Annotated in this window: 21 protein-coding genes; 11 read left to right on the top strand and 10 right to left on the bottom strand. The window is 69.2% G+C overall.

What is annotated here, in order from left to right; genetic code table 11:
• Positions 1 to 29: 29 nt before the first annotated feature.
• The 4 genes from DDF62_RS00970 to DDF62_RS00955 all read right to left on the bottom strand — a co-directional run bounded on the left by DDF62_RS00970 (position 30) and on the right by DDF62_RS00955 (position 4066).
• A complete protein-coding gene (locus tag DDF62_RS00970) occupies positions 30 to 1382 on the bottom strand; it encodes a lipocalin-like domain-containing protein (RefSeq protein ID WP_116487373.1) in 1353 nt (450 codons plus the stop codon).
• A 139-nt stretch (positions 1383 to 1521) separates the two neighbouring features.
• Complete coding sequence (gene uvrC, locus DDF62_RS00965) at positions 1522 to 3441, bottom strand: excinuclease ABC subunit UvrC (protein WP_425266994.1); 1920 nt, start codon at positions 3439 to 3441, stop codon at positions 1522 to 1524.
• Positions 3442 to 3460: 19 nt separating this feature from the next.
• Positions 3461 to 3742, bottom strand: a complete 282-nt coding sequence (locus DDF62_RS00960; RefSeq protein ID WP_116487371.1) for a type II toxin-antitoxin system RelE/ParE family toxin — start codon at positions 3740 to 3742, stop codon at positions 3461 to 3463.
• Positions 3743 to 3745: 3 nt separating this feature from the next.
• Positions 3746 to 4066: a hypothetical protein gene (locus tag DDF62_RS00955; RefSeq protein WP_133244861.1), complete on the bottom strand. Its 321-nt coding sequence runs from the start codon at positions 4064 to 4066 to the stop codon at positions 3746 to 3748.
• A 61-nt stretch (positions 4067 to 4127) separates the two neighbouring features.
• Here DDF62_RS00955 and DDF62_RS00950 point away from each other — a divergent pair, with 61 nt between their 5' ends.
• From DDF62_RS00950 to DDF62_RS00920, 7 genes are all read left to right on the top strand, one after another.
• Complete coding sequence (locus DDF62_RS00950) at positions 4128 to 4748, top strand: TIGR02466 family protein (protein WP_116487369.1); 621 nt, start codon at positions 4128 to 4130, stop codon at positions 4746 to 4748.
• A gap of 100 nt (positions 4749 to 4848) precedes the next feature.
• A complete protein-coding gene (locus DDF62_RS00945; protein WP_116487368.1) occupies positions 4849 to 6948 on the top strand; it encodes a multicopper oxidase family protein in 2100 nt (699 codons plus the stop codon).
• 103 nt (positions 6949 to 7051) lie between these two features.
• On the top strand, positions 7052 to 8764 hold the full coding sequence (locus DDF62_RS00940; protein ID WP_116487367.1) for a tyrosinase family protein: 1713 nt from the start codon (positions 7052 to 7054) through the stop codon (positions 8762 to 8764).
• A 47-nt stretch (positions 8765 to 8811) separates the two neighbouring features.
• Positions 8812 to 9225 (top strand): hypothetical protein, encoded by a 414-nt coding sequence (locus DDF62_RS00935; protein WP_116487366.1) that lies wholly within the window; start codon positions 8812 to 8814, stop codon positions 9223 to 9225.
• Positions 9222 to 10013, top strand: a complete 792-nt coding sequence (locus DDF62_RS00930) for a DJ-1/PfpI family protein (RefSeq protein WP_116487365.1) — start codon at positions 9222 to 9224, stop codon at positions 10011 to 10013. Before DDF62_RS00935 ends, DDF62_RS00930 begins: the two co-directional genes overlap by 4 nt.
• 188 nt (positions 10014 to 10201) lie before the next feature.
• Positions 10202 to 10963, top strand: a complete 762-nt coding sequence (locus DDF62_RS00925) for a phosphocholine cytidylyltransferase family protein (protein WP_116487364.1) — start codon at positions 10202 to 10204, stop codon at positions 10961 to 10963.
• Positions 10964 to 11135: 172 nt separating this feature from the next.
• Complete coding sequence (locus tag DDF62_RS00920) at positions 11136 to 11573, top strand: hypothetical protein (protein ID WP_116487363.1); 438 nt, start codon at positions 11136 to 11138, stop codon at positions 11571 to 11573.
• A gap of 150 nt (positions 11574 to 11723) precedes the next feature.
• Here DDF62_RS00920 and DDF62_RS00915 read toward each other — a convergent pair whose 3' ends face one another.
• Positions 11724 to 12644, bottom strand: coding sequence for a phosphodiester glycosidase family protein (locus tag DDF62_RS00915; protein ID WP_116487362.1), 921 nt, complete (start codon positions 12642 to 12644; stop codon positions 11724 to 11726).
• Positions 12645 to 12778: 134 nt separating this feature from the next.
• Positions 12779 to 13201: an RrF2 family transcriptional regulator gene (locus DDF62_RS00910; protein ID WP_116487361.1), complete on the bottom strand. Its 423-nt coding sequence runs from the start codon at positions 13199 to 13201 to the stop codon at positions 12779 to 12781.
• 104 nt (positions 13202 to 13305) lie between these two features.
• Here DDF62_RS00910 and DDF62_RS00905 point away from each other — a divergent pair, with 104 nt between their 5' ends.
• The 4 genes from DDF62_RS00905 to DDF62_RS00890 all read left to right on the top strand — a co-directional run bounded on the left by DDF62_RS00905 (position 13306) and on the right by DDF62_RS00890 (position 16083).
• Entirely contained in the window at positions 13306 to 13965 is a 660-nt protein-coding gene (locus tag DDF62_RS00905) for a TehB-like domain-containing protein (RefSeq protein ID WP_116487360.1), read from the top strand.
• A gap of 162 nt (positions 13966 to 14127) precedes the next feature.
• Entirely contained in the window at positions 14128 to 15219 is a 1092-nt protein-coding gene (gene hmpA / locus DDF62_RS00900) for an NO-inducible flavohemoprotein (protein ID WP_341871554.1), read from the top strand.
• A 56-nt stretch (positions 15220 to 15275) separates the two neighbouring features.
• Positions 15276 to 15758: a hypothetical protein gene (locus tag DDF62_RS00895; RefSeq protein WP_116487359.1), complete on the top strand. Its 483-nt coding sequence runs from the start codon at positions 15276 to 15278 to the stop codon at positions 15756 to 15758.
• Between the two features lie 100 nt (positions 15759 to 15858).
• Complete coding sequence (locus tag DDF62_RS00890) at positions 15859 to 16083, top strand: hexameric tyrosine-coordinated heme protein (RefSeq protein WP_116487358.1); 225 nt, start codon at positions 15859 to 15861, stop codon at positions 16081 to 16083.
• On the opposite strand, the gene DDF62_RS00885 is transcribed toward DDF62_RS00890, so the two are convergent.
• From DDF62_RS00885 to DDF62_RS00870, 4 genes are read right to left on the bottom strand one after another with little or no spacing between them, the layout of a single operon-like run.
• Positions 16080 to 16841 (bottom strand): nucleotidyltransferase family protein, encoded by a 762-nt coding sequence (locus DDF62_RS00885; RefSeq protein WP_244286661.1) that lies wholly within the window; start codon positions 16839 to 16841, stop codon positions 16080 to 16082. The genes DDF62_RS00890 and DDF62_RS00885 overlap by 4 nt on opposite strands.
• A complete protein-coding gene (bcerS, locus tag DDF62_RS00880) occupies positions 16838 to 17992 on the bottom strand; it encodes a ceramide synthase (RefSeq protein ID WP_116487356.1) in 1155 nt (384 codons plus the stop codon). Before bcerS ends, DDF62_RS00885 begins: the two co-directional genes overlap by 4 nt.
• Complete coding sequence (locus DDF62_RS00875; protein WP_116487355.1) at positions 17992 to 19053, bottom strand: LptF/LptG family permease; 1062 nt, start codon at positions 19051 to 19053, stop codon at positions 17992 to 17994. The genes bcerS and DDF62_RS00875 overlap by 1 nt, the downstream gene beginning before the upstream one ends.
• Positions 19050 to 20234 (bottom strand): LptF/LptG family permease, encoded by a 1185-nt coding sequence (locus DDF62_RS00870; RefSeq protein WP_116487394.1) that lies wholly within the window; start codon positions 20232 to 20234, stop codon positions 19050 to 19052. The genes DDF62_RS00875 and DDF62_RS00870 overlap by 4 nt, the downstream gene beginning before the upstream one ends.
• Positions 20235 to 20246: the final 12 nt, after the last annotated feature.

The following is a 20246-nucleotide window of genomic DNA, read 5'->3' as shown; positions in this document are numbered from 1 at the left end:
GCGCGCGTCCCGCGCCATGCCCGCCGGCCTCAGAGCGCCTGTTCGATCCAACCCGTGCCCGACGCGGGCTTGCCCTGGAAGCTGCCCTCGGCCGAGGCGATGCCCTCGTAGATCGAACCGGTGGGCAACGGGAACTCCTGGTCGGCCAGCAGGGCCTTGAAGTTCAGCACCGCGTCGAAGCCGGCGATGTCGAGCTGGTAGTCGAGATAGTAGACCACGCCGGAGGCCGGGCTGGTCCAGGGGCGCTCGGCGGTCATGACGCCGGGCACGACGTACATCTGGCCTTCGGGGTCCTGCAAGGTGACCTCGCAGGGGACCGGTTCGCCGGGATTTGGCCGCTTGTTGCCGCCGGCTAGGACGTAGTGGTTCGACAGCGACCAGCCGTTGTCGAGCTGGGCGTTCTGCAGGATCCACTTGACCGGGTTCTGGGCGGTGCCGAAGAAGCCGTACTCGTGGTCCATCCAGGTCTTGCCCGTGACCTCGAAGATCTCGCCGTCGATGGTGATCGTGCCCGAGGCGGCGACGTTGGTCAGCGAGTAGTAGTAGTTGCCGGTCTGCAGGTGCGAGCCGCTGGCCGGCGGCAGGATCTGGGTGACGCCGGTGCCCCAGACCACGAACGGCGCGCCCTTCTGCGACAGGGTCAGGTCGAAGACGACCTCGGTGTCGGTGGCGTCGTCGGTCAGCTTGGAGACCACGGCCATGTTCTGGGTGGGGTCGCCCCAGGCCGCGTCCATGGTGATGAAGGTGTGCACCGCCTCGGCGGTGGCGCCCGAGCCCTTGCCGGTGATGACGATGTGCGGCGGCGAGGTGTAGCCGCGCCCCGGGTTGGTCAGCTGGATCGACAGGATGGCGCCGGTGGTCGGGTCGACCAGCGGCCAGGCTATGGCCTGCGAACCGCCGCCGCCGGTCACGGTGACGGTGGTGGCGAGGGGGTCGTAGCCCGAGCCCGGATTGGTCACCTTGATCGCGGTCAGCCGGCTGTTCGGGTCGCCCAGCCGCACGCGCCAGTCGCGGTTGACGTCGTGCTCGGCCCAGGTGGCCGGGTCATAGCCGGCCGGCGGGGTGAAGGTGGTGGTGCGCTGGTAATGCTTCTTGGCGGCGACGTCGGTCAGCATGATCTGCGAAAAGCCGAAGCCCCGGCCCTGGAACGAGGCGGCGTTGATCTCGAAGCCGAACACCCTGTCGCCGGCCTTCAGCGTGCCGATGTGCCACCACCACTCGGTGGGGGCGTCGCGGTGCAGGTAGTGGTCGGCCGGCAGGCGGATCACCGACAATTCGCGCGGGATCGGCTGGGGCGCGTCGGTGTGGGTGTCGGCGCCAGGGCAGGCCTGGGCGAGCGGGCGCGCGAAGCCGCGGCCCCGCAGGAACGGCAGAATGGTCATGGCGATGTTTCCCCCAAACGGCTCCGGCGCGGCGCGTTGGTCGCGCCACGTGGCAGGTTGAATGCTTTTCCAGAGCGGCCTGAGGTTCCGTTCGGCGACCGGCGTTGTCAATCGCGCCGGCCCGTTTTGGGTAGGGGGATCAGCCCTTGCGGAAGAAGGCGTGGATGCGCTCGGCCAGGGCCTGGCTGACGCCGTCGACCTTGATCAGGTCCTCGACGCTGGCCCGCCCGACGCCCTTGGCCGAGCCGAAGGCGTGCAGCAGGGCCTTCTTGCGGCCGGGGCCCACGCCCTCGATCTCGTCGAGCGGGTTCTTCTTCAGGTCCATGCTGCGACGGGTGCGGTGGGCGCCGATGGCGAAGCGGTGGGCCTCGTCGCGCAGGCGTTGCAGGTAGTAGAGGACCGGCGACTTGGGCTCGAGCATGAACGGCGTCTGGCCGGGGATGAAGAAGCGCTCCAGCCCGGCGTCGCGATCAGGACCCTTGGCGACGCCGATGACGGTGATGTCGTCGACGCCCAGGTCGGCCATGATCTCCAGCGCCGCGTCCAGCTGGCCCTTGCCGCCATCGACCAGGACGAGGTCGGGGCGGTTGGCGTCGTCGCCTTCTTCCTCTTCCTTGACCAGGCGGGAGAAGCGGCGCTTCAGCACCTCCTTCATCATGCCGTAGTCGTCGCCGGGCGTGAGCTCGGTGCTCTTGATGTTGAACTTGCGGTACTGGCCCTTCATGAAGCCTTCGGGGCCCGCCACGATCATGCCGCCCACGGCGTTGGTGCCCTGGATGTGGCTGTTGTCGTAGACCTCGATCCGCTCGGGCGGGGCGTCCAGCTTGAAGGCCTCGGCGACGCCGGCCAGCAGCTTGGTCTGGGCGCTGCCCTCGGCCATGCGGCGGCCCAGGGCTTCGCGGGCGTTGGTCAGGGCATGGCCGACCAGGTCGGCCTTCTCGCCGCGCTTGGGCACGGCGATCTCGACCTTGCGGCCGCTCTTCAGGGCGAAGGCCTCGCTCAAGAGGTCGGCGTCGGCCGGCTGGACGTTGGCCAGGATCAGGCGGGGGATCGGCTTGTCGTCGTAGAATTGGCCCAGGAACGCGGTGATGATCCGCTGCTCCTCGGTGACGCCTTCCTCCTCGTCCTCGGCGGCGCCGGTGATACGGGGGAAGTAGGCGTGGTTGCCCCAGTTCTGGCCGGCGCGGAAGAAGAACACCTGCACGCAGGCCTGGCCGCCCTCGACGTGCAGGGCGACGACGTCGGCCTCCTCGACGGTGTCGGGGTTGATCTGGCTTTCCTGGGCGACGGCGGCCAGGGCGCGGATGCGGTCGCGCAGGCGGGCGGCGCGCTCGAACTCCAGGTCCTCGGCCGCGGCCTCCATCTCCTTGGCCATCTGGCCCATGACCGCGCGGGACTTCCCCCTCAGGAAAGCCTCGGCCTGGTCGACCAGGCCAGCGTAGTCCTCAAGGCTGATCAGGCCGGTGCAGGGCGCGGCGCAGCGCTTGATCTGGTGCAGCATGCAGGGGCGGTCGCGCGTCTCGTAGACGCTGTCGCTGCACGAGCGGAGCAGAAACGCCTTCTGCAGGGTGTTGAGCGTGCGGTTCACCGCCCAGGCGCTGGCGAACGGTCCGAAATAGTCGCCCTTGATCGCGTGCGCGCCGCGATGCTTGCGCAGCTGGGCGGCGTCGTGGTCGCGGCGGATGAGGATCTCGGGAAAGCTCTTGTCGTCGCGCAGCAGCACGTTGAAGCGCGGCTTCAGCTGCTTGATCAGGTTGATCTCGAGCAGCAGGGCGTCGGCTTCGGTGCGGGTGGTGACGAACTCCATCGCCCGCGTGGCGTCGACCATGTGGGCGATGCGGTTGGTGTGGAAGCGGCCCTGCGCGTACTGCACGACGCGCTTCTTGAGGCTCTTGGCCTTGCCGACGTAGAGCACCTCGCCGGCGTCGCCGATCATCCGGTAGACGCCCGGTCCGTCGGGCAGGCGCGTGACCTCGTCCTTGATCAGGGCGGCGCCGGACAATTTCGGCGGTTCGGCGGGGGAGGGGATGTCGGCGGTGGTGTCGGTCACGAGGCAGATATAGGCGAGTCCGGCGGAATCAGCGACGTTCGAGGCTGTGTCGGATGCGCAGGATCACCACGGCGTCGCCGTGGACTTGATATTGGATGACGTACTGGTTCGAGTGGAAGGTCACGTGGAGTTCACGGTAACGACCATCTTTGCTCAGCGAGGTGCGCTCGGAATACTCGACGAGGGTGGCTGAAGCATCCGCGAGCTTGCCGCCTAGCGCGAGGCCGTAATCGGCGCCGCGTTTGAGCAGCCAGTCTTCAAGGTAATCGACATCGGCTATGGCCGCCGGTGTGACGATGACCCGATACATGGATCAGCGGGGCTGTCCGAGGTTGCGAAGGCGGGCTTGTAAGACCTCGAAAGGAATGCCGCCGGTTCTCAGTGCTTCCTCAGCGATCCGATCCAGTTCGTCGGCATAGGCTTCCGCGTCCTCGCCGAAGCCGTTGTCCTGCACTACGCGAGCCGGTGATCCGTTCCACGGGCTATCAGCTTCTTCGAGGCCCGGCTGTTCGACGGCGCGCCGCAGAACGTCGAGAGCATACTCTTCAACGCTCAGACCGGCTGCCTCGGCGAACGGCCGTAGGCGCTCGGCGCGCGCCGCGTCGATCCTTATGATGAGGGCGCCGTCAGTCATGTTCCCATGATGTTCTATTCGCGGTTTGTCGTCAACGCGCTCGGGCGCTATGAGGCGCCCCATGACCACGCGCTCGCTCTTCGTCACCCCGCTCTATGAAGCCGCCCTGTCCGGCGAGAAGGACTTCGAGACCTTCATCGACGACCTGCACGACGCCTGCATCGCCGTGGCCGAGGACGACGAGGCCGGCCAGGCCTGGGCCGAGCGCAAGGGCTATCTGGGGTACACCTCCTACGCCTCGCTGGACGACCTGGCCCAGCGCGACAGCCTGTTCGCAGACCTGAAAAAGAAGCTCGACAAGCACGCGGCGGCCTTCGCCAAGGCGCTGCGCTTCGACCTGGCCGGCGGCAAGCTGGTGATGGACAGCTTCTGGATCAACATCCTGGATCCGGGCGGCCAGCACACCGGCCACATCCATCCCCACAGCGTGATCTCCGGCACGGTCTACGTCACCATCCCGGAGGGCGCCTCGGCGCTGAAGTTCGAGGACCCGCGCCTGCCGATGATGATGGCCGCGCCGACCCGCCAGGAAGACGCGCCCGAGAGCCTGCAACCGTTCGTCTACGTGCGGCCCGAGCCGGGCACGATCCTGATGTGGGAGAGCTGGCTTCGCCACGAGGTGACGCCCAACCAGGCCGAGGAGCAGCGGATCAGCATCAGCTTCAACTACGCCTGGCGTTGAGCCCTGCTGCGTGTGCGAAAGATCACAAAAATTTAGCCTTCACCTGTAGTATCGCTTAGGTAGTATGTAGCCTCGGGGAACGTCGTTCGGGGAGGCTGCGATGAGCGGTGCTGGTTGGCGCGCGCGTGATAGGCGCGTGATGTTGGCGGTGGGGGCGGCCCTGGCCGCGATCGCCGTGCAGGCGGGGACCGCCGCGGCGCAGGACCGGATTGTCGACAATCCCCGCGTCCTGGGCGCGCCGCTCGAGGAGACGGCCCAGAAGGCGACGACCAGCCTGCTGGCCATCACCGGCACGGCCTCGGGCGACAAGAGCTATGTCATCCCGCCGTCGACGGCGGCGATCACCGCCGACAAGCGCCTGGCCCTGAACATCGTCTACACCGACGGGCGGCTCTACAATCCCGCCAACGGTCGCTACGACAAGGTCCACCTGCGCAGCTACAACGGCACCGACGTCTCGCCGACCACGCCCTATGTGGCGCCGACGATCTCGACGCGGCCGGGCGAGACGGTGCGCGTCGCGCTGGACAACAGGCTGCCGGCCGACCCCAGCTGCACCGACCCCAACTGGCTGATCAACGTGCCGCACTGCTACAACGGCACCAACCTGCACAGCCACGGCCTGTGGGTCAGCCCGACCGGCAACAGCGACAACGTGCTGCTGTCGATCAATCCCGGGGTGAAGTTCGAGTACGAATACAACATCCCCCGCGACCATCCGGCCGGCACCTTCTGGTACCACACCCACCGCCACGGCTCGACGGCGCTGCAGGTCTCCAGCGGCATGGCCGGGGCCCTGGTCATCAAGGGCGACCGCAAGCCGACCCTGGCCACGAACGGCGACCTCGACACCCTGCTCTACAAGAACGGGGCCCCGATCCCGGAAAAGCTGCTGGTGTTCCAGCAGATCCAGTACGCGTGCCTGGGCAAGGACGGGAACATCAAGGTCAAGACCGACGCCAAGGGCAATGTGGTCGAGTGGGTCTGCGATCCCGGCGACACCGGGGTGATCGAGTTCTACAGCGACGCCAACGGCAACGGCTTCGGGCCGGGCAGCTGGGGGCAGTCGGGCCGCTACACCAGCATCAACGGCCAGGTTCTGGCCACCCTGCCGGCCAAGCAGGGCGAGCTGGCCCGCTGGCGGATGATCCACGCCGGCGTGCGCGACACCATCTCGCTGCAGTTCGTGAAGATGGCCGAGGGCGGTCCGGCGGCGATGGAGCGCCTGGCGGCGGCCGACGGCCCGGCCTTCCAGAAGACCTACTGCATCGGCGAGCCGGTTCCGTTCTACGTGGTCGCCGACGATGGCCTGACCGACGCCCAGGCCCGCAAGGCCACGGTGGTCACCCTGCAGCCGGGCTATCGCAACGACCTGCTGGTGGTTTTCCCCAAGGCGGGCAACTACTGCATGCTCGACGCCGACACCGCGCCCAGCGCCACGGTCAACAGCATCGCGGTCGGTACGCGCCTGCTTGGCAAGGTCAGCGTCGCGCCCGGCCAGGAGGTCAGGGACATCCCGGCCTTCGTCACCAGCGAACTGGTGGCCGCCGCCAACGTGCAGATGCCGCCTGACGTGCGCGCCAGCGTCGTTTCCGACCTGCGCAACGGCCTGAAGCTGACCCGCTTCGTGCCGCACCCGACCATCACCGAGGCCGAGATCAAGGGCTCGGAGACCGAGAAGGTGCTCTTCAACATCGCCATTCCGGGCCAGAACACCAACATGCCGGTGCAGTTCGAGGTTGGTTCGCAGGACTATGCGCCGCGTCCCTACGCCCCCGACCGCGTCGACCGCACCCTGGTTCTGGGCACGGCCCAGGAGTGGGAGCTGCGCTCGGAGTTCGTCAGCCACCCGTTCCACATCCACGTGAACCCGTTCCAGATCGTCAAGATCCTGGACCCGACCGGCAAGGACGTCAGCGCCCCCGGCGCGGTCGACGACTTCGGCCCCGGCCCGCCCGACCCGCAGTATCCGGGCCTGAAGGGCGCGTGGAAGGACACCCTGTGGGTCAAGAGCGTGCAGAAGACCGACAACGGTCCCTACCTGCCCTACACCCTGATCGTCCGGACCCGCTACCAGCGCTACATCGGCGAGTACGTCCTGCACTGCCACATCCTCGACCACGAGGACCAGGGCATGATGCAGAACGTCCAGATCGTGCTGCCCGACGGCGCCGGCGGCGTATCCCACGGCCACCACTGACGACCTGCCGGCGCGGCCTTTCTGGGCCGCGCCGCTCGGCTTTCCGCGCTTCGCCGGGCTCGCGCCGGCGCTTCTCCATGATCCGAAAAAGAGAGTCTTCGCCATGACCCAGGATCCGACCGTCCCAGGCCCGTTCTCTGGCCCGTTCTCCGCTCCGTCGCGCCGTGACCTGATGGCGGGCGGCGCGGCCGTCGTCGGCGCCATGGCCGCCGGTCAGGCCCTGGCCCAGCCCGCCGCCCCGAAGAAGGCCCGCTGGCGGCGCTGGAACGTCGCCAGCCCGCAGGGCCAGAAGGCGCTGGCCAGCTACGCCAAGGCCGTCGAGATCATGCTCAAGCTGCCGCCCGAGCATCCGAACAACTGGTACAACCACGCGCTGACCCACACGGTCGACTGCCCGCACGGCAACTGGTGGTTCGTGGTCTGGCACCGCGGCTATGTCGGCTGGTTCGAGCAGACGGTGCGCCAGCTCAGCGGCGACCCCGACTTCGCCTTCCCCTACTGGGACTGGACCGCCAGCCCCCGGGTGCCGGCGGCGATGTTCGAGGGCGTGCTCAATCCCAACAACCGCGCCTACATCCAGAGCCTGGACGCCTTCAACAAGGCCTTCGGGCCGGTGCTGGAGAAGTTCTGGGCCGGTCTCAGCCAGGCCCAGAACCAGCAGCTGCTGATCCGCGGCCTGCGCTTCCCGGCCGACCTGCTGTTCGACATCGGACCCAAGGGCGGGCCGATGTTCTTCGCGCCGCCGAACGCGCGAGGCTCGACGCCCCAGAACCCGGGCTTCGACACGATCACCAACAACGCCGTGTCGTCGTGGATGCTGAACGACGCCCTGTCGCCGCGCGACTTCATCGGCTTCGCCAGCCCCAAGTCGAACTATCACAGCAGCATCACCGGCTTTGGCGTGATGGAAGGCCAGCCGCACAACAAGGTGCACAACTGCGTCGGCGGCATCTGGACCGACGACCAGGGCAACACGACCTATGGCGACGGCTTCATGCAGTCGAACCTGTCGCCGGTGGACCCGCTGTTCTTCCTGCACCACGCCAATATCGACCGCATCTGGGACGTGTGGACCCGCAAGCAGCAGGGCTTCGGCTATCCGACCCTGCCGGCCGACAATCCCAGCTACGTCGACCCCAAGGGCGACCTGGTGCGCTGGCAGTCCGAGCCGTTCCTGTTCTTCACCGACGCCGGCGGCGCGCCGCTGCCGCCCGAGAAGCAGAAGGCCAAGGCCTACCAGACGATCGGCGAGTTCGATTACGACTACGAGCCCGGCTCGGGCGAGAACGTCGTGCCCAAGCTGGGCGCGCCCAAGCTGAAGGCCGCCGCCGCGCCGACCCGCTACGCCGCCAAGCTGAAGACGCCGACCGGAACGAGCCTCGGGGCCGGCGACGTCGCCGTGCCGTCCGCCGTCCTGGCCCAGGCCGCCAAGCCCGAGGGAACCAGCCTGCTGGCGACGATTACCGTCGACCTGCCGCCGTTCGAGCACGGCGGCGACCTGGCGGTGGTGCTCAACACGCCCGAAGGCCAGCCGGTGACGCCCAGTTCGCCGGGCTTCGTGACCACGCTGTCGATGTTCGGCCGCCACCTGGTCACCCGGCCGGTGACCTTCACCGTGCCGCTGTCGCCGCCGCTGGCCAAGCTGGCCAAGGCCAGGGGCACGCTGGAGGCCGCCGCGCCGTCCGGTCTGAACATCCGGCTCGTGCGCCTGTCGGGCAAGCCGCTGCTGACCGAGACGCCGCACGCCCACCACGCCGACGCTGGCGCGACGACCGCCACGCCGCAGGTGCTGGACATCGTCATCAACGCCAACTGAGGCGGCGCCCGAACATCTGACGCGAAACCTGGACGGGGAGGATCCCGATGAGCCTGGCCGGCAAGTGGACCTATCGCAGCTACCTGAACAATCCCGAGCTGGTGGGCGACGACGCCCAGACGGCGCTCAGCCTGATCTTCGGCGAGGGGGTGTTCACCTTCGAGACCCCGACGCCGCGCACCGTCGCGGGTACGCTCGACATGGGCGGCGGTTACGTGCTGGACCTGAAGGGAACGGTCGATCCCGAATGCGAGGGGCCGACCACCATCGTCATCCGGGGTTTTGGCCGTGACGGCACGCCCACGGCCGGCTGGGAGTACGACTACTACGGCTGGCCCGGCTACATGTGGCCGGACGGCGTGGACCAAGTGCCGTCGATCGTCGGCACGATCGTGCGGGCCAAGCCGCACAACGGCGAGCCGGCCGGGGTGACGGCCTCGTTCATCGCGGTGGCCCAATGACCGCGCCGACGCCGCCGCCGTTCACGGTGGGCATCGTGCTCTATCCGGGCGTCGACATCCTCGACGTCGCGGGGCCGCACGAGGTGTTCGCCTTCTTCGACGGCGAGGTCATCGGCCGAACGATCGAGGTGGCGACCGTGGCGGCGAGCACCGACCCGATCCAGACCTCGGGCGTGCTCAAGGTGGTGGCGCAGTACGACTATGACGCCGCGCCGCACATCGACATGCTGTTCGTGCCGGGCGGCGGCGCCGGCCTGCAGGACGCCATCGGCGACCAGGCGCTGCTGGACTTCCTGAGCGATCGAGCCGGCAAGGCGCGCTATGTGGTCTCGGTCTGCACCGGCGGGCTGCTGCTGGCCTCGGCCGGGCTGCTGGACGGCTATCGGGCCACCACCCACTGGGGCTTCATCGAGTGCCTGAAGCTGTTCCCCAAGGTGACGGTGGTCAACGGCTGCCCGCGCTGGGTCAAGGACGGCAACCGCATCACCGGGGCGGGGATCTCGTCGTCGATCGACGAGTCGCTGTTCATGGTCCAGACGATCGTCACCGACCTGGCCGGCGGTCCGGACGCGGAAGAGAAGGCGCAGCTGGCCTCGCAGCAGGCGCAGCTGTCGATCCAATACAATCCCGAACCTCCGTTCCCCGGCGGCGATCCTTGCTCGGTCAGCTACGACGTGTTCGAGCCGGTCAACGCCGGCATGGTCGACTTCCGGGCGGCCCTCGACGAGGCGATCGAGGCGCGGCTGCATCCAGCCACCAAGACCTACAAGGCGACCGTCGAGGCCTGACGACGGGGGAGGGCGCGCGAGCCCCGAGGGCGCGCGGATTGTCGCAAGCGGCGTTTTGCGGGACGCCGGACCTTGCCACGGCTATGGTCGCGCACAATTTGCGCTGATATGGCTCGTTTCGAGTCGTGCTCTCGCCCTTTTCACCCCCGTCTTCGCCGCCCTCTTCGCGGCGCGCCCGAGTTTTCGCCATGCAGTCGCCGGTCAAAGCCATCATCCTCAGCGCCGGACAGGGCAAGCGCCTGTCGCCGCTGACCGACACCCGTCCCAAGTGCCTGGTGGACCTGTCGGGCCGCTCGGTCCTGGAATGGCAGATCCGCCACCTGCACAGCGCCGGCGTCACCGAGGTGGTGGTCGTCACCGGCTTCAACGCCGACCTGGTCGAGGCCGAGCTGGCCAAGCTGCGCCTGCCGGGCCTGACCCTGCGCACGATCTTCAACCCGTTCTACAGCGTCAGCGACAACCTGGCCTCGGTGTGGATGGCGCGCGGCGAGATGCAGGGCTCGTTCCTGCTGCTGAACGGCGACACCCTGTTCGAGCCGGCCATCGCCGAGCGCCTGCTGTCGGCGCCGTCGGCCCCGATCACGGTGACCATCGACCGCAAGGACGGCGGCTACGACTCCGACGACATGAAGGTGCGCACCGAGGGCGACGCCCTGCGTGAGATCGGTAAGACCATCACCACCTATGACGCCGAGTCGATCGGCTTCCTGCGCTTCGAGCCGGAAGGCGCGGCGCTGTTCACCGACATCGTCGAGCGCTCGCTGCGCACGCCCGAGGGTCTGCGTCGCTGGTACCTGTCGGCCATCGACCAGATCGCCCGCGCCCATGACGCCGTGGCCGTGCGCTCGATCCAGGGCCTGGACTGGGCCGAGATGGACTTCCCCGAGGACCTGCCCAAGAACCGCGAACTGGCCGCGCGCTGGGCGGCGGTCGAGGCGACCCCGGCCTGAGGCGAGCGCGCGCTGCGTCTTCAAGCGCCACCACCCGCCCGCGCCGTGCGCAGGCGGGCGATTGGCGCGGCGATCCGATGGATCGGCGTTCTCCCAAAGAATGTGTCATGCGTTGATGCGATCATAGGTTGCGCGAGCTTCGTCGCGCCGCCCCTTGATCGAGGATGCGCTCATGCAGCAAACCGGCGCCCTGAAGCTGACGGTCTACAAGCCCGACATCGTGGCCGACGGCCAGGTGGGCTTCGAGTACGAGCTGACCCTGGTGACCCCGGAGGGAAAGAGCCTCGCCAGTAGCGAGGCCGCGCTGGAGACGGGCTCGACGGCGCGCTGCGAAGTGGTGCCGGTGACGGGCGAACTGTCGTTCCCAAACCCGGCCGCGCCGGTGATCTCGCCGTTCACCGGCGTGATGTTCATCTACGACAACGCCCCGGCCATCGGCTTTCCGCTGTCGATCATGATCAGCAGCACCAGCGACGAACTGCTGAAGTTCAGGCTCAACCTGTGTTTCCCGTCGATGTCGAGCGACCCGCTTTCCGGCTCGATCGTGTTCGGCGACTGGCCCGGTCCGCTCAGCAATGTCGCGGCCAGCTTCCTGTCGCCGCAGGTCTAGGGCGGATCGGCGTTCAAGGTCCGAGCGTGGTCCTCGTCCTTCGACAAGCTCAGGATGAGGACCATTGATAGGCCCGGATCGTAGAAAAACCTCATCCTGAGCCTGTCGAAGGACGAGGTTTTCGTCTCTGATATCGAATGTCGATCCGACCTACGGCGCGCCAAGCACCCGCACGCCGATCTGGTTGGCCACCGGGCGCTCGCGGCCGGGCACGCCGGTATGGATCGGCGAGTTCAGCACGCGCGGGCGGCCAAAGCCGTCGTCGACCGCTAGGGTGGTCGAGCCGCCGCCGTCGAGATTGATGGCGTCGGCCGCGCCCAGGTCGCGGAAGAAGGCGGTCAGCTCGGTCAGGGTCGCGCCCTCGCTGAGCACGGACTGGCGGCCGTCGACCACCACCAGCCAGCCGGTGCGGCCGTCGGCCGACACGCCGAAGGCGGTGCGCGGATGGCGGTCGCGGGCGTACTTGGGCCCGGCGTTCTGGAACGACTGCTCGGCGCCGTCGACCAGCAGGACGGGGCCGGCGGCCACCGCGTCGACCACGTCCCAGCGGCAGGTGGCGCCCGAGCGGATCTCGACGAACGACGGGTGGATGCAGAGGATGGCGTTGACCCGCGGGTCGACCTCGGGATCGTCCGGCGGGGCCACCTCGCGGCCGCCGACGATCACCTTGCCGACGGGATCGACGTGCTGGCCCGCGTGCGGGACGAAGTCGTCGCCGCCCGGCGAGCCGGCCTTGAACGGCACGAAGTAGCTGGCGTTGACGGCCAGCAGGGCGCCCGAGGCGGTGACGAATTCCGAGGTCGTGCGGGCGTGGTACTGGCCCGCGCCGTCATTGGGCGGCGAGACGAAGAGTTCGACCTTGGGGTCGGCCAGGTCCAACTGCACCACGTGATAGACCTGTCGCAGCGGGTTTTCGCGCGTCTCGCTCCAGTAGGTCACGCCCTGGGACAGGACGCCGGAAGCGCTGCGGCTGAACGCGGCCTTGGGCGAGGCGGGAAGATCGACGCTGGCGCAGGCCGACAGCAGGAAGAGGGCGCCCAGAACGGCGGCGCGACGAAGGAAAGGCGGCACGGGACAGACTTCGGCAAACGAAAATAGAGGTGGCCGCGGTCATGGGAGAGGGCGGCCTGGGCCGGCACATAGGTCCGGCCGCCGCCGCATGCAAAGCCGAACGCCGTGTTTTATCGCGCTGTGGCGGGAAGGCCTCAGCCGGCCTGGGCGAACAGGTGGCGCAGCACGTCGGGCTGGCGCGAGATGTCGGCGACGCTGTAGCCGTCGAGCACGGCCAGGAAGGCCCGCGTCGCCTCGGCCAGCATGCGCGGCAGGCCGCAGCCCGGCGCGGCCACGCAGGACGAGCAGTCGACGAGGTCGAAACCGCCCTCGGTCTCGCGCACCAGGGCGCCGACATTGACCTGGTCGGCGGGACGGGCCAGGCGCAGGCCGCCGCCGCGACCGCGCACCGTCTCGACGAAACCGGCGGCCGCCAGTTGCTGCACCACCTTCATCAGGTGGTTCTGCGAGATGTCGTAGGCGCGGGCGATCTCGGCGATCGAGGCCAGGCGGCCGTCGTGATTGGCCAGGTAGATGACCGTGCGCACCGCGTAGTCGGTGTAGCGGGTGAGCTTCATGGGCTCCCCTTAAGGGTTCGGCGCGCCGGATAAATCATGCATTCAGATTGCATGTTTTTGGTCGCGGGAATAGATGCATTCCAGATGAATGAATTGAGGGCGTCATGTCCGCCAACCCCGTCTTCGACTTCGACGACACCGTCCTGCCGGCGCTGCTGACCAGCTTCTACGCCGCCGTGCGGGACGATCCGCAGCTGGGCCCCGTCTTCGCCGATGCGGTGGAGGACTGGGACGAGCATCTCGACCGGCTGGCCGATTTCTGGTCGTCGGTGATGCGCGCCTCGGCCCGCTACAAGGGCAATCCGCTGGCCGCGCACATGAAGCATGTCGAGCGCATCGAGCCGGAGATGTTCGATCGCTGGCTGGCGCTGTGGCGCGAGGCGACGAACACCTTCGTTCCGCCCCGTCACGCGGCCGAGCTTCAGGAGAAGGCGCAGCGCATGGCCCGGAACCTGAACGGCGCGCTGGAAAGCCGACGGCCGGCGCCGAACGCGCCCTACCGCTCGACCCCGGTGTTCGACGAGGCGACCCTGCCCGAGGGCCTGCGTCGCGACCACAGCACCCGGGCCGGCGTCTGGGGCGTGATCCGCCTGATCGAGGGGCGGCTCGTCCTGCACTACGACGACGCCGACATTCCGTCGGTCGAGCTGAGCCCCGGCGTGTCGGGGCTGGTGCGGCCGCAGCAGATCCATCGGGTCGAGCCGCTGGGGCCGATCCGCATGCAGGTGGATTTCTACGACCGCGAACCCGCGCTCGCCGCCTGATCCCCCGACACTCCCGACATCCGAATTCCAAGGAGCAAGACCATGCCCAAGCCGCTGAGCGCGGAGACGATCGCGCACGTCAAGGCCACCGCCCCGGCCGTCGCCGCCCGCGCCACCGAAGTGACCAAGGCGATGTACGCCCGGCTTTTCTAGGACGACCACATCAAGGCCCTGTTCAACCACGCCAACCAGGCCAGCGGTCAGCAGCATCACGCCCTGGCCGGGGCGATCGTCGGCTACGCCCTCAATATCGAGAACCTGGAGGCGCTGATCCCGGCGATCGAGCGCATGGCCCAGAAGCATGTCGGCTATCACGTGCTGCCCGAGCACTACCCCTACGTGGCCAAGGCCCTGCTGGGCGCCATCGCCGAGGTGATGGGCGAGGCGGTCAACGACGAGGTGCTGGCCGCCTGGGGCGAGGCCTACTGGTTCCTGGCCGGCCTGCTGCAGGAGCGCGAGCACGGCATCCGCGAGGCCATCGAGGCGGTCGACGGCGGCTGGAACGGCTGGCGCGCCTTCGAGATCGCCGAGCGCACGGTCGAGAGCGCGGTGATCACCTCGTTCGTGCTGCGGCCCAAGGACGGCGGCAAGGTGCTGCCGCACAAGCCCGGCCAGTACCTGACCCTGCGCCTGACGACGCCCGACCAGGGCGAGATCCGCCGCAACTACACGATCTCGAACGCGCCCAACGAGACGGCCTATCGCATCTCGGTCAAGCGCGAGGAGGGCGGCCAGGGCGGTTCGCGCTTCCTGCACGACGTGGCGCGGGTCGGCACGACGATCCAGCTGACCCCGCCGTCGGGCGATTTCTTCCTGCCGCAGGCGCAAGAGCGGCCGGTGGTGCTGCTGTCGGGCGGGGTGGGGCTGACGCCGATGGTCAGCATGCTGGAGACCATCGCCGACAAGCATCCGGAGCTGGAAACCGCCTTCGTGCACGGCGCGCTGGACGGCGCCAGCCACGCCATGGACGGCCACGTCCGGGCTCTGGCCAAGGCGCATGGCAAGACCTCGGTGGCCACCTTCTATGCCCAGCCGGCGGCCAATGACGAAGCCGGCCGCACCCACGACCACGACGGCCTGATCACCGTCGACTGGCTGAAGGCCAACACCCCGTTCGAGACCGCCGACTTCTTCCTGTGCGGGCCGCGCCCGTTCCTGAAGGCGTTCGTCGGCGGGCTGTCGCGGGCCGGGGTGGCGTCCGAGCGGATCCATTTCGAGTTCTTCGGCCCGGCCGACGAGGCCCTGGCCGTCTGAGTGCGCGTGTCCTCCCAACCCTGACCCCGGCCGCCGAGCGGCCGAAGGAGCCTGTCATGGACTATGTCTCCACCACGACGCCGCTGACCTACGCCTTCTACGAAGGCCCGTCCTGGGAGCCGCCCGCGCCGCGCGCGCGGACGGCTCCGGCGGTGGTCGAAGCCGCCGTCCGCGAGCCCCTGGCGCCCGAGCCCTCGACGCCCGACCTGCCCAAGGCGGTGGGCTGGATGATCGTCGGCGCCTATGGCGCGATCCTCGGGGCGTTCGCCCTGGCCTTTCTCGGCGACGCCGAGGTCGGGCTGGTGCTGGGGGTCTGCGCGGTCTACCTGGCCGTCTATCTCGGCGTGCCGGCGGTGATCCTGCGCATGGAGCCGAAGGTCGAAACCCGGCCCGACCTCGCCGATTTCCTGCGCGAGGGCCTTTCGACCTGGACCGGCCGGGTGAGCGCCGGCTCGGCCCTGGCCCAGATCCTGACCGTGCCGATCGCCCTGGCGGTCGCGGCCGCGGGCCTCGGGGTCATCGTCAGGCTCAGCGCCTGAGGTCTTGGCGACGATTGGACGGAACGGCGGAGCTTTTCGTCCAATCGTGGTCGCGCCGGGCCGCCTAGGCTGCCCGGATCCTGAACGTGAGTGACGCCCAATGGCCGCCTGGCTGCCCAGCCTGATCACCGCCACGCCCGAGGAGGGCTACGATCTCGCCATCAAGCTCTCGCGGATGGCGGTCAAGAAGACCCAGCCCTCAGACGAGGTCCGCGCCCGGCTGCGGGCGATCTACGAGAACGACGCGCAGGCCCTCGTGGCCGTCTCGCACGTGGTGGCGGTGAACTTCGCCACCGTGGCGGCGGCGAACGGCTACTGGCGCTAGGCGGGTTCGCCGACGATCCGGCGCACGAGATCGAGGTCCGCGGGCTTGTCGACATCGACGGCGGCCAGGCCGTCCTGGGCGCGCACCGCCGCCGCCTTGACGCCCGCCAGCAGGCCCAGGCGCGCGATGGCCTCGTCCAGAGTCAGCAGGCCCAGCAGGTAGCGGACCAGCAGGCCCGGGCCGAGCATGGCGGCGATCTTCCAGGGCTGCTTGCGGTTCTGCTCGACCCGCCGCCACAGGGCGATGGCGGGCAGGGCGGCCTCGCTGCGGAACAGGAAGAGGTTGCAGCCCGAGAAGCGGCCGTCGCGGAACGCAAGATAGGTGCGCTTGGTGTCCGGCGCGGCGGCGCGGACACGCTCTTCCGGCGCCAGCATCAGGCAGACGTCGGCGTTGGCCGGCGCGTCGGCCAGGAACTGCTTGATCCACTCGGGCTTGAGCAGCGCGTGGTCGACGGTGGTGATCAGCAGCGGGAAGCCGAGCGTCTTAGCGCCTTCCCGCACGCTCTGGCTGGGGCCCTCGGCCGAGGCGGCGATGGCCGCGACGCCTTGCGGCAGGGCCGAGACTATGGCGGCGTCCGACGTCGAGACCCCGATCGCTTCCGCGCCGGCGGCCTGGACGGCGCCGAGCACGCGGTCGAGCAGCGTGCGGCCTTCCAGCGTGATCAGGCCCTTGTGCGAGACGCCGGCATAGGCCGCGGCGCTGTCGATCTCGCCCGGCCGCGAGCCGGCCAGGACCAGGGCCTTGAAGGGCAGGGTCACAGCGCCTTCTCGTAGATCCGATAGGTCTTGTAGATCGTCGAGCCGATGGACTCGGCGATGCGGCGCATGGGCATGTTCTCTTCCAGCACCCACGAGATCTCGAAGCGCTCGTAGCCCAGGGCGATGGCCGAGGTGCGGCCCGCGTGCATCATCTGGAACGGCAGCATGCGGCCGCGGATGCTCTCGGCGAACTTGCGCTTGACGCCCATCAGCGGGATGCGGGCCGACTTCACGCGCTTGACCTTCAGCCGCCACAGGAGCTTGGCCCAGCCGAACGGCAGCAGCTTGCCGCCAAGGTCGCGGATGGCCTCGTTGACGTTGGGCAGGAAGACCAGGAAGCCGGCGGCCTCGCCGTCGATCTCGGCGAACCAGGTCAGGCGCTTGTCGATCACGGCCTTGAGGGCCTTGGCCAGCTGGGCGGTCTCGGCCTCGGTGGTGGGGGTGAAGCCCCAGTTGTCCTTCCAGGCGTCGTTGAGGATCTCGGTCAGGGTGACCACCTCCTCGTCGTAGCGGCTCATGTCGAGCTGGCGCAGAACCACGCCATCGGCTGGCGGACGCTCGGCCCGGCGGCGCACGGCCGGCGGCAGGTCGGCCTGCATGGGAGCGTAGTAGGCGTAGATGTCCTTGGCCTTGGCATAGCCCTGCTGTTCGACGCGGCCGCCGGCATAGGCCGGGTCGTGGCCCATCATCACCATCGGCGGGGTGTCGAAGCCGTCGACCAGCAGGCCGACCTCCTCGTTGATCGACAGGTTGAAGGGCCCCATCACATGGGTGCGGCCGCGCTCGCGCAGCCAGGCCTCGGCCGCGCGCAGCAGGGCGGCGAAGACCTCGGCGTCGTCCTCGGCGGCGATCAGGCCGAAGTGACCGTCCAGACGACCGGGAACCTTCTGGGGCGTCAGCTGGTCGATCTGGGCGCTGATCCGGCCGACGTCTCGGCCGCCGCGCACGGCCAGGAACAGCTGCACCTCGGCGTGCTGGAAGAACGGGTTGGTCTTGGGCGACAGGGCCTCGGTCCGCTCCAGGAACAGCGGGGTGATCCAGCTTCGATCTTTTGTGTTGAGGCGCGCGGGCAGGGCGATGAAGCGCTTGAGCTCTTCAGGCGTGCGGACGGGCAGGACCGAGATCGCCTCGGCCGCGGAATCGAAAGGCATCATCCCTCCAGGGATACGAAGGCGCGCACAGCGAGGGCGGCGAAGACGACGGGGGCGGCCCAGGCCGCCAGGATCGGCGACAGGGCCCCGGACTCGCCCAGGGCGGACAACAGGCCGTCGGCGACCAGGAAGACGAGGCCGGCGGCCAGGCCCGAGGTCAGCAGCACCGCGCCCTGGCCGCTGCGGAAGTTGGCCCAGGCGACGGGGGCGCTGAGCAGCAACATGACCAGCGCCGCGATCGGGCCGGAGAAGGCCGTCTGCAGGCGGGTGGCGTAGAAGCTCTGCGGGCGGTCCGAGCCGCCGTTCTCCAGCGCCCGGCGGGCCGAGGCGGCGGACGGGGCGGGGGCGTCGGCGAACAGCGCCTGCACGTCGGCCGGGCGCAAAGCGGTCGGCCAGGTGGCCGAGGCGGCGGTCATCGGCTCGACGCGGTCGCCGAGATAGCGGGTGGTGACCGGCGATTGCAGCCGCCAGGCGCCGGCCTGGAACTGGGCCGAGGGGGCGACGACGCGCTCGGTCAGGGCGCCGGAGTTGTCGCGGCGATAGATGGTCAGCTCGGTCAGGCGCGCGCCGTTGGCCGTGGCTTCTTTGGCGGTGACCAGGTCTTCGCCGGCGCGGAAGGTGCGCGAAGCGGGGGCCTTGCGGTCGGCGACCGGCGTGGTGGCGGCCCACCAGGCGCTGAGCGTCGGGTCGGTGCGCGGCGAGACGACCTGGGCGCACAGGGCGTCCAGCGCCAGCACGGCCAGCGCGACCGGCACGGCCATGGCGACGATCCGGTAGCCCGAGATGCCGGCGGCGCGCATGGCCACCACGGCGTTCTCGCGGGCCAGCTGCGAGAAGGCGAACAGGCCGCCGGCCAGCACGGCCAGCGGGGCGACCTGCTGGAACAGCGCCGGGGCGCGCAGGGCGGCGTAGTAGAACACGCCGCCGACGCCCAGGCCCCGGTCGAGGATGTCGGTGGTGACTTCCAGCAGGTCGAGGATCTGCAGGATGGCCATCAGGATCAGGACGGCGCCCAGCACGCGCGTGGCGACGGTGCGCAGGACGTAGAGCTGCAGCTTCATGCGGCGCGCTCCTTGCGCTGGAACGGCTTGAGGGCGCGGCGGATCCAGGCGCTCATGGCCAGCACGAGGCGCGAGATCGGCGTGTCGCCGGGCCGCGTGCGGCTGCCGACGAACAGCCAGACCGCAAGGCCGGTGAAGATCAGGAACGGCAGGCCGACGGCGGGCAGGGAAGCGATGCGGCCCGACTCCGCCAGGCTCTGGCCCAGCAGCAGGCTGTGCTGGAAGGCCAGCAGCAGCACGCCGGCCAGCAGCAGGCCGGGCGCGCGGTTGCCGCGCTTGGCGGCCAGGCCCAGGGGGAAGGCCAGCAGCGGCAGGAACGGCAGGAAAGCCGCGCGAGCCAGGCGCCCGTAGAACTCGGCCATCAGCGTGGTCTTGGGCACGACCGGGTTGGGCGACCTGGCCTGGTGCAGCAGCTCGCCCAGGGTCAGCTCGCGTTCATCGCCGCCGCGGGCGCGCAGCAGACTGGCGGCGGCTTTCAGCGGCGCCTCGGTGGTCAGGTCGTCGAAAGCCAGGCTGCGGTAGTTTCCGCGCGCGTCGCTGCCGATGCGGCGGCCCGACTTCAGGCGCATGGTCACCGTCTTGCCGTCGGCCGAGACCTGCAAGGTGGCGGTGGCGGCGGTGATCAGCTCCTCGTGGCCGGCGGCGTCGGGGCGGCGGATGAAGACGCGGGTCAGGCTCTGGCCGGCGAGGTCGGCGGCGTCGGCGGTCATCAGCGAGCCGTCGTCGTCGATGAAGGCTCCGCCCGACAGGCGGCCGTTCCAGCCGGCGTTGACGGCCGCGTGCATCACGGCGCGATAGGCGTAGCGGCTGTAGGGCTGGACGTAGCCGAACACGGCGATGCTGAAGACGCTGAGCGCCAGGCCCACGCAGACGAACGGCGCGGCGACTCTTTCGAGGGATTGGCCGCCGGCCAGCAGGGCGTCGATCTCCGAGCCGTCCGACAGTTTGCTGATGACGATGAACAGCGCCACGAAGAACGCCACCGGCAGGGCCAGGCCCAGGTAGTGCGGCAAGAGGTTGAGCGCCAGCTGGGTGACGTAGTCGAAGCGGGCGCTGCTCTGCGACAGGAGGTCGAGCAGGCGCAGCACGCGCTCGAGCAGCAGGGCGACGACGGTCAGCCCCAGGCACCCGGCCAGCGGCCAGCCCAGCAGGCGCAGCAGGTAGCGGTCGATCAGGCCCATGGCCGTGATCCG

Source organism: Caulobacter radicis, assembly GCF_003094615.1.
GTDB classification, from domain to species: domain Bacteria; phylum Pseudomonadota; class Alphaproteobacteria; order Caulobacterales; family Caulobacteraceae; genus Caulobacter; species Caulobacter radicis.
This window is presented reverse-complemented; position numbering and strand designations above follow the sequence as displayed.

What these genes read in the sequence shown, in the direction of transcription:
- DDF62_RS00925 (WP_116487364.1), top strand. Translation starts at nt 10,202, where the DNA reads ATGCAGTCGCCGGTCAAAGCCATCATCCTCAGCGCCGGACAGGGCAAG.
- DDF62_RS00910 (WP_116487361.1), bottom strand. Translation starts at nt 13,201, where the DNA reads ATGAAGCTCACCCGCTACACCGACTACGCGGTGCGCACGGTCATCTAC.
- DDF62_RS00955 (WP_133244861.1), bottom strand. Translation starts at nt 4,066, where the DNA reads ATGACTGACGGCGCCCTCATCATAAGGATCGACGCGGCGCGCGCCGAG.
- DDF62_RS00940 (WP_116487367.1), top strand. Translation starts at nt 7,052, where the DNA reads ATGACCCAGGATCCGACCGTCCCAGGCCCGTTCTCTGGCCCGTTCTCC.
- DDF62_RS00890 (WP_116487358.1), top strand. Translation starts at nt 15,859, where the DNA reads ATGGCCGCCTGGCTGCCCAGCCTGATCACCGCCACGCCCGAGGAGGGC.
- DDF62_RS00875 (WP_116487355.1), bottom strand. Translation starts at nt 19,053, where the DNA reads ATGAAGCTGCAGCTCTACGTCCTGCGCACCGTCGCCACGCGCGTGCTG.
- DDF62_RS00970 (WP_116487373.1), bottom strand. Translation starts at nt 1,382, where the DNA reads ATGACCATTCTGCCGTTCCTGCGGGGCCGCGGCTTCGCGCGCCCGCTC.
- DDF62_RS00935 (WP_116487366.1), top strand. Translation starts at nt 8,812, where the DNA reads ATGAGCCTGGCCGGCAAGTGGACCTATCGCAGCTACCTGAACAATCCC.
- DDF62_RS00920 (WP_116487363.1), top strand. Translation starts at nt 11,136, where the DNA reads ATGCAGCAAACCGGCGCCCTGAAGCTGACGGTCTACAAGCCCGACATC.
- DDF62_RS00905 (WP_116487360.1), top strand. Translation starts at nt 13,306, where the DNA reads ATGTCCGCCAACCCCGTCTTCGACTTCGACGACACCGTCCTGCCGGCG.
- bcerS (WP_116487356.1), bottom strand. Translation starts at nt 17,992, where the DNA reads ATGCCTTTCGATTCCGCGGCCGAGGCGATCTCGGTCCTGCCCGTCCGC.
- DDF62_RS00870 (WP_116487394.1), bottom strand. Translation starts at nt 20,234, where the DNA reads ATGGGCCTGATCGACCGCTACCTGCTGCGCCTGCTGGGCTGGCCGCTG.
- DDF62_RS00960 (WP_116487371.1), bottom strand. Translation starts at nt 3,742, where the DNA reads ATGTATCGGGTCATCGTCACACCGGCGGCCATAGCCGATGTCGATTAC.
- DDF62_RS00950 (WP_116487369.1), top strand. Translation starts at nt 4,128, where the DNA reads ATGACCACGCGCTCGCTCTTCGTCACCCCGCTCTATGAAGCCGCCCTG.
- DDF62_RS00945 (WP_116487368.1), top strand. Translation starts at nt 4,849, where the DNA reads ATGAGCGGTGCTGGTTGGCGCGCGCGTGATAGGCGCGTGATGTTGGCG.
- DDF62_RS00895 (WP_116487359.1), top strand. Translation starts at nt 15,276, where the DNA reads ATGGACTATGTCTCCACCACGACGCCGCTGACCTACGCCTTCTACGAA.
- DDF62_RS00930 (WP_116487365.1), top strand. Translation starts at nt 9,222, where the DNA reads ATGACCGCGCCGACGCCGCCGCCGTTCACGGTGGGCATCGTGCTCTAT.